15 protein-coding genes are annotated in these 13704 nt (G+C 67.4%); 13 read left to right on the top strand and 2 right to left on the bottom strand.

All coding sequences use genetic code 11. The features are described 5' to 3' along the window. Positions 1-7 precede the first annotated feature (7 nt). A complete protein-coding gene (locus ASF06_RS10755; RefSeq protein WP_055946767.1) occupies positions 8-748 on the top strand; it encodes an aspartate/glutamate racemase family protein in 741 nt (246 codons plus the stop codon). 23 nt (positions 749-771) lie between these two features. On the opposite strand, the gene map is transcribed toward ASF06_RS10755, so the two are convergent. Further along, the gene (gene map / locus ASF06_RS10750) at positions 772-1545 is read right to left on the bottom strand and encodes a type I methionyl aminopeptidase (protein WP_055946763.1); all 774 of its coding nucleotides are present in this window, start codon (positions 1543-1545) and stop codon (positions 772-774) included. Positions 1546-1629: 84 nt separating this feature from the next. Between map and ASF06_RS10745 the strand changes: the two genes are divergently transcribed. The 9 genes from ASF06_RS10745 to ASF06_RS10705 all read left to right on the top strand — a co-directional run bounded on the left by ASF06_RS10745 (position 1630) and on the right by ASF06_RS10705 (position 8605). Then, positions 1630-2133 carry a hypothetical protein gene (locus tag ASF06_RS10745; RefSeq protein ID WP_055946760.1) on the top strand — a complete coding sequence of 168 codons (504 nt, stop codon included), beginning with the start codon at positions 1630-1632 and terminating at the stop codon, positions 2131-2133. Positions 2134-2285: 152 nt separating this feature from the next. Next, complete coding sequence (gene rplS, locus ASF06_RS10740) at positions 2286-2636, top strand: 50S ribosomal protein L19 (protein ID WP_044442052.1); 351 nt, start codon at positions 2286-2288, stop codon at positions 2634-2636. A gap of 101 nt (positions 2637-2737) precedes the next feature. Next, complete coding sequence (lepB, locus tag ASF06_RS10735; protein WP_055931537.1) at positions 2738-3484, top strand: signal peptidase I; 747 nt, start codon at positions 2738-2740, stop codon at positions 3482-3484. After that, positions 3421-4143 (top strand): ribonuclease HII, encoded by a 723-nt coding sequence (locus ASF06_RS10730; protein ID WP_326941612.1) that lies wholly within the window; start codon positions 3421-3423, stop codon positions 4141-4143. The genes lepB and ASF06_RS10730 overlap by 64 nt, the downstream gene beginning before the upstream one ends. Before the next feature lie 12 nt (positions 4144-4155). Then, positions 4156-4479 (top strand): DUF2469 family protein, encoded by a 324-nt coding sequence (locus ASF06_RS10725; protein WP_044442048.1) that lies wholly within the window; start codon positions 4156-4158, stop codon positions 4477-4479. A 108-nt stretch (positions 4480-4587) separates the two neighbouring features. Then, positions 4588-4950, top strand: coding sequence for a YraN family protein (locus ASF06_RS10720; RefSeq protein ID WP_055946757.1), 363 nt, complete (start codon positions 4588-4590; stop codon positions 4948-4950). Next, on the top strand, positions 4947-6479 hold the full coding sequence (locus ASF06_RS10715) for a YifB family Mg chelatase-like AAA ATPase (RefSeq protein ID WP_055946753.1): 1533 nt from the start codon (positions 4947-4949) through the stop codon (positions 6477-6479). Before ASF06_RS10720 ends, ASF06_RS10715 begins: the two co-directional genes overlap by 4 nt. After that, positions 6476-7729 (top strand): DNA-processing protein DprA, encoded by a 1254-nt coding sequence (dprA, locus tag ASF06_RS10710; protein ID WP_055946749.1) that lies wholly within the window; start codon positions 6476-6478, stop codon positions 7727-7729. The genes ASF06_RS10715 and dprA overlap by 4 nt, the downstream gene beginning before the upstream one ends. A gap of 9 nt (positions 7730-7738) precedes the next feature. Further along, positions 7739-8605: an SDR family oxidoreductase gene (locus tag ASF06_RS10705; RefSeq protein WP_055946745.1), complete on the top strand. Its 867-nt coding sequence runs from the start codon at positions 7739-7741 to the stop codon at positions 8603-8605. Between the two features lie 18 nt (positions 8606-8623). Here ASF06_RS10705 and ASF06_RS10700 read toward each other — a convergent pair whose 3' ends face one another. Next, a complete protein-coding gene (locus ASF06_RS10700) occupies positions 8624-9646 on the bottom strand; it encodes a LacI family DNA-binding transcriptional regulator (protein ID WP_055946742.1) in 1023 nt (340 codons plus the stop codon). A gap of 194 nt (positions 9647-9840) precedes the next feature. On the opposite strand from ASF06_RS10700, the gene ASF06_RS10695 reads away from it, so the two are divergent. Genes ASF06_RS10695 through ASF06_RS10685 form a run of 3 tightly spaced genes read left to right on the top strand, consistent with a single transcriptional unit; the run spans position 9841 to position 13661 of the window. Then, on the top strand, positions 9841-11892 hold the full coding sequence (locus tag ASF06_RS10695) for a beta-galactosidase (protein WP_235500978.1): 2052 nt from the start codon (positions 9841-9843) through the stop codon (positions 11890-11892). A gap of 3 nt (positions 11893-11895) precedes the next feature. Continuing rightward, positions 11896-12801: a carbohydrate ABC transporter permease gene (locus ASF06_RS10690; RefSeq protein ID WP_055931555.1), complete on the top strand. Its 906-nt coding sequence runs from the start codon at positions 11896-11898 to the stop codon at positions 12799-12801. Continuing rightward, complete coding sequence (locus ASF06_RS10685; RefSeq protein ID WP_055946739.1) at positions 12798-13661, top strand: carbohydrate ABC transporter permease; 864 nt, start codon at positions 12798-12800, stop codon at positions 13659-13661. The genes ASF06_RS10690 and ASF06_RS10685 overlap by 4 nt, the downstream gene beginning before the upstream one ends. The last annotated feature ends 43 nt before the right edge of the window (positions 13662-13704 follow it).

Here is a 13704-nt window from a genome sequence, read left to right as displayed (position 1 = left end):
CGCCCTCGTGCACATCACCGTGATCAACCCGAACACCACCCGGGCCATGACCGAGATGATCGGATCATGCGCCCGGGGGGTGGCCGCGCCCGGAACCCGGATCGCCGCCGTGAACCCGCCCATGGGGCCGGCGTCGATCGAAAGCCACTACGACGAGGCGCTCTCGGTGCCCGGTCTGCTCCACGAGATCGCGGCCGCCGAGCGCGAGGGCTCCGACGGTTACGTCATCGCCTGCTTCGGCGATCCGGGGCTGGATGCCGCTCGCGAGCTCGCGGGCGGCCCGGTCGTGGGCATCGCGGAGGCGGCGATGCACGCGGCCACCCTGGTGGGCCGCAGCTTCAGCATCGTCACGTCGCTCTCGCGCACGGTCGGTCGTGCTCAGGATCTCGTGAGGCACTACGGATTCGCCGACCGCTGCGTGGGCGTCTACGCCTGCGACATCCCGGTGCTCGCCCTCGACGACCCGTCGAGCGAGGCGGCCCAGGTGATCATCGACCTGTGCAGGGAGACGATCGAGCGCGACAAGTGCGACTCGATCGTGCTGGGCTGTGCGGGCATGGCCGAACTCTGCAGCTATATCTCGGCGCAGGTCGGCGTTCCCGTCATCGACGGAGTGAGCGCCGCGACCAAGCTCGTGGAGTCGCTCGTGACCCTCGGCTACACCACGTCGAGGCGCGACGAATTCGCGCGGCCCCTTCCGAAGGCGTACGCCGGAGAACTGGCCGCGTTCGAGCTCGCCGCCTCGTAGACCAGTCCCGGATCAGTCCCTGATCAGCCCCGGGCGCGGGCGGTCAGCACGATCGGGCCGTCCTCGGTGATGGCGACGGTGTGCTCGGAGTGCGCACCCCGCGAGCCGTCGGCGCTGCGCAGGGTCCAGCCATCCGGATCGGTGACGATCTTGTCGGTCGACTCGAGGAACCACGGCTCGATCGCGATCACCAGGCCGGCGCGCAGGGGCAGCCCCCGGTTCGGCCGGCCGTTGTTGGCGACATGGGGATCCCCGTGCATCGTGCGTCCGACGCCGTGTCCACCGAAGTCGGTGTTCACGCTGTAGCCGGCTTCGGCGGCCACCTGGCCGATGGCGGCAGAGATATCTCCGACGCGCGAGCCGACCCGGGCGGCCGCGATACCCGCATCCAGAGCCCGTTCGGTGGTCTCGATGACCCGCAGGTCTTCGGGGCGAGGGGTGCCGACGACAACCGACACGGCCGAGTCGGCCACCCAGCCGTCGACGGATGCGGCGAAGTCGAGACTCACCAGATCGCCGTCGCGCAGAACGTAGTCGTGGGGGAGTCCGTGCAGCACGGCGTCGTTGACGGAGGTGCACAGCACCTTGCCGAAGGGGCTGGCGCCGAACGACGGGTGGTAGTCGATGTAGCAGGACTCGGCGCCCCGGGCCCTGATCATCTCGTGGGCGATCGCGTCGAGCTTCAGCAGGTTGACGCCGACGGCAGCCCTCGATTTCAGCTCGGTGAGCACGTCGGCGACGAAACGCCCCGCAGCCCGCATCTCGTCGATTTCTCCTGGGGTGCGCAACTCGATCATGTGTCTATTCTGCCCGCACTCCTGTTCGCCCGGGGCGCACAGCATCCCAGCCAATTCCCGAGCTGCCGCGCATACCCTGAATGTGTGATCATTCGTCGGGCTTTCTACTCCATCCTGTTTCCCGCAGCGGTCGTGCTGCCGGCGTGGATGCTCATCGGCAGCGCCGTCTTCGGCGGCGGCGGATGGCAGACGCTGGGCGCACTTCTCAGCAGCATCGTTCTCTTCGTCGCGTTGGCCGCGATGTCGGGCATCGTCTTCGCCCGCCCGGGCGTGCGCACGGCCAAGGCCGTGTCGTGGCTCGACGTGGGAATCCTCACGGTCATCGCGGCGTCGGCGATCACGCTGGGCTTCGATTCCGTGGCATCGACGGCGGCCACCGTCGTGCTCATCGTCGCCGTCATCGGCGGTTTCTGGGCCGCGGTCTGGCAGTTCTTCACCGAGGCCCGCAAGCGCGTGCAGGATGTCTTCTCCTCGTTCGAGGTTCCCCCAGCCGCCCCTGGTGCGGGATTCGGGCCCGCCCAGGTGCCCGCGGGCATCCGGAACGACGGCGAGTACATCGTGATCGAGACGAGTCGCGACACTCACTGATTGTGGGTCGGCCCTCGCGTGTGGCAGAATAAACGATTGTGCCTCGGCCCGACTCTGCCACAGGGGAGTCTGCGATAAACGATGGCACCGAAACTCACACTTCTTTTACCCCGTAGTCGACCTGTGGCGGTTGCAGAGAGCGAATCATCATCATGAGCCACATTCTCGATTTCGTCGACGCGGCGTCGCTGCGTAGCGACATCCCCGAGTTCCGCGCCGGCGACAACGTCAAGGTGCACGTCAACATCGTTGAAGGTACGCGCTCGCGTATCCAGGTCTTCCAGGGCGTCGTCATCGGCCGCTCGGGCGAGGGCGTCCGCGAGACGTTCTGCGTGCGCAAGGTCAGCTTCCAGGTCGGCGTCGAGCGCACCTTCCCCGTGCACTCCCCGGTCATCGACCACATCGAGGTCGTCACCCGTGGCGACGTGCGTCGCGCGAAGCTCTACTACCTCCGTGCCCTCCGCGGCAAGAAGGCCAAGATCAAGGAGAAGCGCGACGCGTAACGTCCGCCTCCGAATCGCCTGACAGCCGAAACGCCGCCGGCCTCACGATTCACAACCCTGAGCTCCCTGCCCATAAAATGGCAGGGAGCTCAGGCGGTTAAATGACAGAAACGACCATGCCATCGCGTACGTCACGCCGGCAGAAGAATTCGCGCAGGCAGCGCAGCGCATTGCTGTTCCTGCGCGACATCCTCATCATCTTCCTCGTCGCCGTTCTGGCGTCGGTGCTGATCAAGACCTTCCTGGTGAGGTCGTTCTACATCCCCTCCGGGTCGATGGAGAACACCCTCCAGATCAACGACCGTATTCTCGTCAATCAGCTCGAGCCGAACCTCATGCCGATCGAGCGCGGCGACGTCGTGGTCTTCGCCGATCCGGGCGGCTGGCTTCCCGCCACGATCGAACCCGAGAAGCCGCCGGTTCAGGCCGCCCTCGACTGGGTTCTCGAGACGGTCGGGCTCACGGCCAGCGATGCCAACGACCACCTCATCAAGCGGGTCATCGGCCTGCCTGGCGACCACGTCACGTGCTGTAACGCGCTCGGCCAGATGTCGGTCAATGGCGTGCCGCTCGAAGAGCCCTACATCAAGCTGCCTGACGGCCAGACGGCGGCATCCGGTGTCTCCTTCGACGTGACCGTGCCCGAGGGCTCGCTCTGGGTCATGGGCGACAACCGCTACAACTCGAAAGACTCGCGGTTCAACCAGGATCAGCCCGGCAAGGGCTTCGTGCCGATCAAGAACGTGGTCGGCCGAGCCCTGTGGATCACCTGGCCGACCGACCGGTGGACGTTCCTCGACAACTACTCCGACGTGTTCGCCGGCGTCGAGAGCGAGGGATCGAAATAGCCGTCTCCGATCCCACCCTCACCGTCGAGCGCGGCCTGGAGCGTCGTGGCGCGAGCCTCGTCATCGGAATCGACGAGGTCGGCAGGGGTGCGCTCGCCGGCCCAGTCGCCGTGGGCCTCTGCGTGATCCGTGCCAGCAGGCGTTCGCCCATCCCGGCGGGCCTGCGCGACTCGAAGATGCTCTCCGAGGCGGCGCGCGAGCGCATCGCACCGCTCGCGGCCGAGTGGGCGATCGACAGTGCCGTGGGGCTTGCCAGCCCGCAGGAGGTGGACGAGCTCGGCATCATCGCGTGCCTCGGCCTCGCCGCGAAACGCGGGCTCGGCCTGCTCTACGGCCGCGGGGTGGATGTCGCCGGTTCCGTGATCCTGCTCGACGGCTCCCACAATTGGCTGGCCCCCGCCCTGTCCACTCCACTGAACGTGGTGACCCGCGTCAAAGCCGACCGGGACTGCGCGTCTGTCGCCGCCGCATCCGTCGTGGCCAAGGTGCACCGCGACCGACTGATGATCGACCGCCATGCCGATACGCCCCACTACGGCTGGGACAGCAACAAGGGCTACGGCAGCACCCTGCACATGGAGGCCATCGCGAGCCACGGAGCCAGCGACTTCCACCGTCGCAGCTGGCTCAAGGAACCGGCCCTCGTTTCGACGCCGTAGACTGGGCGCACCATGGAAGATGATGAGATCGAGGACTACGACCGCGAAGTCGAACTGGCCCTCTACCGCGAATACCGCGATGTGGTCTCGCAGTTCAAGTACGTGATCGAGACCGAACGCCGGTTCTACCTGGCGAACGACGTCGAACTGGTTCGTCGCGACACCGAGCACGACTTCTACTTCGAGCTCGTGATGAACGACGTGTGGGTGTGGGATGTCTACCGCTCCGACCGCTTCGTCAAGAGCGTGCGCGTGTTGACCTTCAAAGACGTCAACGTCGAAGAGCTGTCGACGAAGGACTTCGAGCTTCCGAAGGAACTCGCGCTCGACGAGTAGCCCTCGTCCTCTCCGCGGCTGAGCCTGTGGAGAGCGGTTTTCACACGTTCTCGCGGTCTGCCGTCTGCCGCGATTCGTGCGCTGCCATCCTCGGTGGCGGAGGCGCGAATGAGAGCGAAAGATGCCCTGGGTCGCCAGGGTGAAGACGTGGCGGCGAGCTATCTCGCAGACCAGGGCTTCACCGTGGTCGAACGCAACTGGCGATGCGAGCACGGTGAGATAGACCTTGTCGGGGTCGACGGCCGAGACACGGTGTTCGTCGAGGTCAAGACGAGATCGTCGACGGCGTTCGGGCACCCGTTCGAGGCGATCACCGACGCGAAACTGGCGAGGCTGCGGCGACTCGCTGCCGCCTGGTGCGATGCGCAGACAGGCCCACGGCCCCAGGTGATCCGCATCGATGCGGTCTCGGTGCTCATCCGCGACGGCGCGCTGCCGTTCGTCGAGCACCTGCGCGGGGTCTTCCGATGATCGGCATGACCACGGCCGTGGCCCTGCTCGGTCTCTCGGGCCAGATGGTGGAGGTCGAGGCCGATATCACGCCGGGCCTGCCCTCGTTCACGATCATCGGCCTGCCCGACACCGCCCTGTCGAACGCTCGGGAGCGGGTGCGGCACGCCACGAGCAATGCCGGCTGTCCGCTTCCGGCCCGGCGCATCACGGTCAATCTGTCGCCGGCGGCCCTGCCGAAGTTCGGTCCCGTCTTCGACCTGGCGATCGCCATGGCCCTGCTCGCCGCGTCGCGCAGCATCAGCGCCGAATCCATCGGGCGGGTCGTGCACCTCGGCGAGCTGGGACTCGACGGCAGGCTGCGGCCCACCAGCGGCATCCTGCCGGCGGTGGCCGCGGCCGCGCGCCTCGGGCACACGCGGTTCATGGTGCCTGCCGGCAACGCCGACGAGGCCACGCTCGTGCCCGGCATCGAGGTCATTCCCGTCGCGTCGGTGAGGGATGCCGCGATCTTCCACGGCAGCACGCTGCAGCCTCAGCCCGTCGAACCGATTCTGCTGGCGCGGGAGAGTGCCAAGGAGACGCCTGTTCTCGAATTGGCCGACGTAGTCGGCAATCGCGATGCCACGCAGGCGATGGTCGTCGCAGCGGCGGGCGGCCATCATCTCTTTATGCTCGGTCCGCCGGGGGCAGGAAAGACCATGCTCGCGGCTCGCCTGCCCGGGCTCCTGCCCGACCTCGGCCCCCTCGAATCGCTCGAGGTCAGCTCGTTGCGTTCGCTCAGCGGAGACATCGTCGGGTCGCGGCTCATCACCCGGCCGCCCCTCGAGAGCCCGCACCACACGGCGACCGCGGCCGCGCTGGTCGGAGGAGGCTCCCGGCAGATCCGGCCCGGCGCCGCGGCACGTGCATCGCACGGGGTGCTGTTCATCGACGAGGCCCCGGAATTCAACTCGTCTGTGCTCGACGCGCTGCGGCAGCCGATCGAGACCGGGGTCATCAGCATCCACCGGGCGAATGCCGTCGCGACATTTCCGGCGACCTTCCAATTGGTGCTCGCCGCGAATCCGTGCCCGTGCGGCCAGTACGGCGCGCGCGACTCCGAGTGCACCTGCACACCTCACTCGCGTCGCCGGTATCTCGCGCGCATCTCCGGTCCGCTCATGGATCGCATCGACATCCAGCTCCGCGTGCAGAGAATCACCGCGGCCGAGCTCCGTATGGCCGACGGGGAGGAGCGGCTCGACACGGCCACGGCCCGCAGCACCGTCGTGGCAGCACGGTCGCGGTCGGCGCACCGGCTCGAGGGCACGCCGTGGAAGCTCAACTCGCAGGTCCCCGGCTCGTGGCTCCGCACCGGGCCGCGACGTCTGGCACGGTCGACGACGGCGTCTCTCGACAGGGCGCTCGAGAGGGGCGGTCTCACGATGCGCGGGTACGACCGAGTGCTGCGCCTGGCGTGGACGGTGGCCGACCTCGACGCGGTGGAGACGCCGACCGCGGAGCACGTGGGACGAGCCCTCTACCTGAGAAAGTCGCTGCAGTCATGACCACCTTCGGACTCGACTCGAACCAGGTCGTGCGTCTCGCGTCGGCTGTGCTGGCAGACGGCGAGGCGGAGATCGACGAATCCGGTGCGGCCGAGGTCTTCGCACGGGCGTCGTGGAGCGGAATCGCGGAGCCCGGGGATTCCGTCGCGGGGGCGCTTGTCGCGGCCCTGGGCCCGGTGCAGGCGCTCACCGCGCTCGTCGATGGCTGGGCGATGGAGCGGGTGGCCGGTGCCGTGGGCGACGCGGCCTCCGACTCCTTGACGACGCGTGACCTCGCGCTCGCGTTCGACCGATGGAGGCCGCGCCTCGTGTCGAATGCCGTCATCACCTCTCTTCGCCAGGCCGCCCGGGTATCGGCCCGTCTGATCCGCCCGACAGACCGGCTCTGGCCAGCGGGCGTCGACGACCTCGACGTTCATGGGCCCATCGCGCTGTGGGCGCGGGGAATCGACGCTGCAATCGAATCGCTCGGGTCGTCGATCGCGCTGGTGGGCGCTCGTGCGGCCACGGGCTACGGCGAGCACATGGCCATGGAACTCGGCGCCGGCCTGAGCGACCGCGGCGTCTCGGTGGTCTCGGGGGCCGCCTACGGAATCGACGGCATGGTGCATCGGGCAGTGCTCGCGAGCGGGGGACTCACCGTCGCCTTCCTCGCCGGCGGCGTCGACAGGTTCTACCCCAGCGGTCACGACGCCCTTCTCGGCCGCATCGCCACTGTCGGAGCGGTCATCTCCGAACTGCCCTGCGGATCGCCGCCCACCAAGTGGAGATTTCTGCAACGCAATCGCCTGATCGCCGCCTCCAGCGTCGCCACGGTCGTGGTGGAGGCGGGACACCGATCCGGGTCGCTCAATACGGCCGCACATGCTGCCTCGGTGGGGCGGCCGCTCGGAGCGGTACCCGGGCCCGTGACCTCTCCGTCGTCGGCGGGCTGTCATCGCCTGATCAGGGAGTTCGATGCGGCCTGCGTGACGAGCGTCGACGAGGTTCTCGAGCTCGCCTCAGGTGTGGTGGCCGACGGCGCCGATCACCCCGAACTCGATCTGGGTCTCGATTCGGCATCCGATCGCCGACCTCCCGAGCAGGTGCGTGTCCTCGATGCGCTCAGTGCACGCGCGGCACGACCGACCGCTGACATCGCCCGACGCACGGGGCTCGCGGTCTCGGCGACCGAGGGAGTGCTGGGGCTGCTCGCTCTGGAGGGCGCCGCGATCGAGACGGAGGCCGGATGGAGGAAGCAGAAAAGGTAGCGTGAAGACATGAGCCGCGAAGAGTCCCACACGAAGAACATTCCGTCGCTTGCCATCACCGGCTCGACGGGTCATCTTGGCGGGATCGTGGCGAGAACCCTCGCCGATCTCGGGCAAGAGCAGACTCTGGTGGTGCGCGACGCGAGCCGCGCGCCTCAGCTCCCCGGCGCGCGGGTGCGCCAGGCGGGCTACCGCGACGGCGCGGCGAGCCGGGCCGCGCTCGACGGTGCGCAGACACTGTTCATGGTGTCGGCGTCCGAGAGCGTCGACCGTGTCGACGAGCATCGCTCGTTCATCGACGCCGCCGCGGCAGCGGGCGTCTCGCACATCGTCTACACGTCGTTCTTCGGGGCACACCCGGAGGCCGTCTTCACCCTTGCGCGCGACCATTTCGCGACCGAGCAGCACATCAGAGACTCCGGAATGGGCTTCACCTTTCTGCGAAACAACTTCTACATGGACTTCTTCGCGCTGCTGGCCGGTGACGACGGCGTGATCCGTGGGCCGGCAGGCAAAGGTCGAGTCTCGGCCGTCAGCAGGGCCGACCTCGCCGACTCGGCGCTCGCCGTGCTGCGCGACCCGGCCGCTCACCGCGGCGCCGTCTACGAACTGACGGGCCGCGAGGCGCTGGGTCTCGACGACGTGGCCCGCATCATCACGGAGAAGACGGGGCGCGAGGTGACGTTCCACGACGAGACGCTACCGGAGGCGTACGCGTCTCGGGCCGGCTATGGTGCGCCGGACTGGCAGGTCGATGCCTGGGTGTCGACCTACACGGCCATGGCGGCAGGGGAGCAGGAGCGGATCACCGGCGATATCCGCGCCCTGACCGGGCATGACCCGGAGACGCTGGGGGAGTTCCTCGACAGGGCGTGAGCCCCGGCCGCACGGGTCTCAGGCCGAGTCGCGCCAGACGATGGCGGTCTCGAGAAAGATCCCCGCGGTATCCACTGTCTCGCCTCTGAGCTGGGCAAGCACGCTCTCCGCAGCCCGCCGACCGAGCTGTCCGGCCGGTTGGTGCACGGTCGAGAGCGGCGGTTGCGCTCGCGTCGCCCACGCGCTGTCGTCGAATCCCACGACGCCGACGTCGCCGGGAACGGATCGGCCGACCTCTCGAAGCACATCGAGGACTCCGGCGGCCATGGCGTCTGAGGCGGCGAAGACGCCGTCGACGTCGGGCGCTCGATCGAGCAGCAGGCGCATGCCGTCGACGCCGCTCGTGTGCGCGTACAGCGGCGTCGTGATCACCAGGTCGGGGTCGAAGTCGTCGCCGAGGGCCGCACGGAACCCCGCCATGCGGTCCTGCCCGGAGTCGCGGTCGAGGCCGGCCGCGATCATGCCGATGCGACGCCTGCCCGTCTCTTTCAGTCGCGTGGTGATGGCCTTCGCCGCGCTGAAGTTGTCGATGCCCACGTAGGGAATGCCCTCGATGTCGACCGGATGGCCGACGAACGCCGCCGCGATGCCGAGCTCCGCGACGACCTCGGCGATGGGATCGTGAGCGCGCGCCGACACGATGATGACACCGTCGACGAAGCCGCCGCTGAGGTACTCGGCCACTCGATGGCTATCGCGCTCGGAGTCGATGACGAGCGAGACGAGCTGGTAGTCGGCGTCGGAGAGGGCGGAGTTGATGCCCAGCAGGATACTGCCGATGTTGGGGTCTTCGAGGAAGAGCGAGTGCGGTTCGTGAACGACCAGGCCCACCGCGTGCGACTGCCTCGTCGCGAGGTTGCGGGCCGCGCTGTTGCGCACATACCCGACCTGGGAGATCGCGTCGGTCACGGCCAGACGGGCCGCCTCGGAGACATACGCCTCGGAGTTCAGAACCCGCGACACCGTTCCGCGCGACACGCCTGCCACTGCAGCCACGTCGTTGATGGTCGCGCGTGCGGATGCGGCTCGACGGGCGGTCATATGCCCACTGTACTGGGCCGAAAGTCTGCTCGACACGGCTTCGACGGCACGCCGAAATTGACAGCCGGATATCCGTGTGCATATTCTGGGAGCGTTCCCAGAGTCGACCTCCACTTTTTATGTGCGGGCGACTGGGAGCGTTCCCAGAGGCGACGCCGCGGGATCGAGCATGCACAGACAATGGAGCCCGTACCGTGAGCGAGACCGCCGTAGCCACCCTGATCGATGGGGCCGTCTCCGCATTCACCTACGGCTGCGACTACAACCCTGAGCAGTGGGACCGTGAGACCTGGCTCGAGGATGCCCGCCTGATGAACGAGGCCGGGGTCACTCTGGTCGCGATCAACATCTTCGGATGGGCGCAGCTCGAACCTGTGCGGGGGAGCTACGACTTCGCCGCCCTCGACGCCATCATCGAGATCCTCCACGAGCACGGCATCGGCATCAACCTCGGTACAGCGACGGCGAGTCCGCCGCCCTGGCTCAGTGCCGACTACCCCGAGTCGCTGCCCATGATGGCCGACGGCACCAGGCGGGAGTTCGGTGGACGGCAGGCGTTCTGCCCCAGTTCGCCGGCCTACCGCGAGCACTCGCTCGCGCTCGTCGAGAAGATCGCCGAGCGGTACGGCGCGCATCCGGCCGTTCGTCTGTGGCACGTCTCGAACGAGATCGGCTGCCACAACGCGCACTGCTATTGCGACATCTCATCCGAGGCCTTCCGCGGATGGCTGAAGGAACGCTACGGTCGCATCGACGACCTGAACGACGCGTGGGGCACCTCGTTCTGGAGCCAGCGTTACGCATCGTGGGAGCACATCCGCACGCCACGGCTCACGGTGTCCACAGGCAACCCGGGCCAGGCCCTCGACTTCATGCGGTTCAGCTCGGACGAACTGCTCGCGCACTACACGGCGGAGCAGGCCATTCTTCGCAGGCACAGCTCCGCGCCCGTCACGACCAACTTCATGGTCACGGCGCACATCCGCAACCAGGACTACTGGGCGTGGGCGCCGCACATGGATGTCATCGCCAACGACCACTACCTCGACCACCGGTTGGGCGACCCGCGCGCCGAGCTGTCGTTCGCTGCGGATGCGACGCGCGGCCTGGCAGGCGGGCGGCCGTGGATGCTCATGGAGCAGGCGACCTCCGCCGTGAACTGGCAGCCGCTCAACATCGCCAAGGCGCCGGGGGAGATGATCCGCAACACCCTCAGCCACGTGGCCCGCGGTGCCGACGGGATCAGCTTCTTCCAGTGGAGGGCGTCGCTGCAGGGCAGCGAGAAGTTCCACTCGGCGATGCTGCCTCACGCGGGAACGGACTCGACCGTCTGGCGGGAGGTCGTCGAACTCGGCGGCATGCTCATGAAGCTGGCCGAGGTCACGGGCAGCCGCGTCGAGGCCGACGTGGCCATCGTCTTCGACTGGCAGGCCTGGTGGGCCACCGACCTCGACTCCCACCCGTCGTCTCACGTGCGCTACCTGCCGCAGGTGCACGCCGTGTACAACGCGCTCCTCGACGCCGGTGTCACCGTCGACATCGTGGCCCCCGGCGCCCCGGTCGACGCGTACAGACTGGTCGTCGTTCCGAGCCTCTACAGCGTCACGGATGCCGCGGCCCGGGTTCTCGCAGACTACGTGGCGGCCGGCGGGCACGCCGTAGTGACCTTCTTCAGCGGAATCGTCGACGAGCACGACCGGGTGCGCCCCGGCGGCTATCCCGGTGCGTTCCGCGAACTCCTCGGCGTGCGGAGCGAGGAGTTCGTTCCCCTTCACCCGTCGACCGTTCTCGAGCTGAGCGATGGACAGAATGCCGGCCTGTGGTCGGAGCGGCTTCGGCTCGAGGGAGCGGAGGCGATCTCCGTGTTCACGAACGGCCCCGTTCCCGGCGTCGCCGCCGTCACCCGCAACGCCGTCGGTGATGGCGTGGCCTGGTACCTCGCGACGGCCCTCGACCCGGCGTCGCTTGCCGCGACTCTCGTGCGTGCCGCCACCGACGCGGGTGTCGCCGTCTCCGCAGGCCGCCCCACCGGCGTCGAGATCGTGCGCAGGGTCGGCACATCCGCCGGCTGGCTCTTCGTCATCAACCACACGGATGCCCCGTTCGAGTACCGAACGCAGGGTACCGAGATCATCACGGGGGCCGAGATCGGCATCCACGCGTCAGCAGAGAACGAGATCTCGCAGGACGGCACGCTCCACGTGCCGGCCGGTGAGGTGCGCGTCGTGAGAGAGAGCAGGAACTAAGAAGTGACGACCACCTCCGTGCCGCGGCTGAAGGCCCGCCGCGTTCCCGTGAAGCACAAGAAGGCGATCGCGATCTTCCTCGCGCCGTTCGCCGTGCTCTTCGCGGCGTTCTACCTGCTCCCCATCGGCTGGGCGATCTTCCAATCGCTGCTCGTCGTCGAGAGGAACGGTACTTTCGGCAAGCCGACCCAGGTGTTCGGCGGCCTCTCGCAGTACGTGCTCGTCTTCCAGAACGAGGCGTTCTGGTCATCGGTCGGTCGAGTCCTGCTGTTCGGCGTCGTGCAGGTGCCGGTCATGCTCGGCTTCGCGCTGCTCCTTGCCCTGCTGCTCGACTCGCCCCTCGTCAAGGGCAAGAAGTTCTTCAGGCTGGCCTTCTTCGTGCCCTACGCTGTGCCCGGCGTGATCGCGGCCATCATGTGGGGCTATCTCTACTCCCCGAACCTGTCACCCTTCGCCGCCTTCACCTCGAACGTCGACCTGCTGGCTCCCGAGACGGTGCTCTGGTCGATTGCGAACGTCGTCACGTGGATCTACGTGGGCTACAACATGCTCATCATCTACTCGGCGCTTCTGGCGCTGCCCTCGGAGATCTTCGAGGCGGCCCGACTCGACGGCGCCAACCAGTGGCAGATCGCCTGGTCCATCAAGATCCCGCTTGTGGCCCCGGCCATCGTGCTCACCGCGATCTTCTCGATCATCGGAACCCTGCAGCTGCTGGCAGAACCCCAGGTCTTCCGCAGCTTCACCTCGTCGGTGTCCAGCACGTTCACGCCGAACATGACGGTGTACGCGACCTCTGCCGTGCCCAACGTGAGCCTGGCCGCGGCGATGTCCGTCGTCCTCGCCATCGCCACGTTCATCATGTCGTTCACCTTCCTCCGACTCACCCAGCGTAAGGGCGACAAATGAGCCAGATATCCGCCGGAGCTCCGAAAGAAAAGCTCGCCTCCCGCACCGCCGCCATGATTGTCATGGGCATCTCGACGCTCTACTTCCTGGTGCCCATCTGGTGGCTGTTCGTCGGTTCGACGAAGTCGAGGGCCCAGTTCTCCAGCACGATCGGGCTGTGGTTCGCCGACTTCAACCTCTGGCAGAACATTCACGACCTCGTCGCCTACAACGACGGCGTCTACCTGCGGTGGATGCTGAACAGCATCCTCTACGCGGGCTTCGGTGCCCTGCTCGGAACGCTCTTCGCCGCGATGTGCGGCTACGCCCTCGCCAAGTACCGTTTTCCGGGTCGAGAGCTGATCTTCAACGTGGTGCTCGGCGGTGTGCTCGTGCCGGCGACGGCGCTCGCCCTGCCCCTGTTCCTCATCTTCAGCCAGTTCAACGCGACCAACACGTTCTGGTCGGTGTTCCTGCCCAGCCTCGTCAGCCCGTTCGGTGTGTATCTCGCGCGCATCTTCGCCTCGGCCAGCGTGCCGGATGAGCTGCTCGAGGCAGCCCGCCTCGACGGCGCCGGAGAGGTGCGCACCTTCTTCTCGGTATCCCGCAGGCTGATGACCCCTGCGCTCGTGACGATCTTCCTGTTCCAGTTCGTCGCGATCTGGAACAACTTCTTCCTGCCGCTGATCATGCTGCGCGACCAGACGCTGTTCCCGGTCACCCTCGGCCTCTACACCTGGAACTCGCAGGTGAACCAGATTCCCGAGATCCGCACCCTCGTCATCGTCGGGGCCTTCCTGTCGATCATTCCGCTCATCATCGCCTTCCTCAGCCTTCAGCGCTTCTGGCGCGGGGGGCTGGGGGCCGGCAGCGTCAAGTAGCCGCTGTCACCGCACCACCCTGTCCCCACTGCACATAGATAAA

Source organism: Agreia sp. Leaf244 (assembly GCF_001422695.1).
Taxonomy (GTDB): Bacteria; Actinomycetota; Actinomycetes; order Actinomycetales; family Microbacteriaceae; genus Agreia.
Note: the sequence above shows the minus strand (reverse complement) of the source record. Positions and strands in the feature narration are given on the sequence as shown.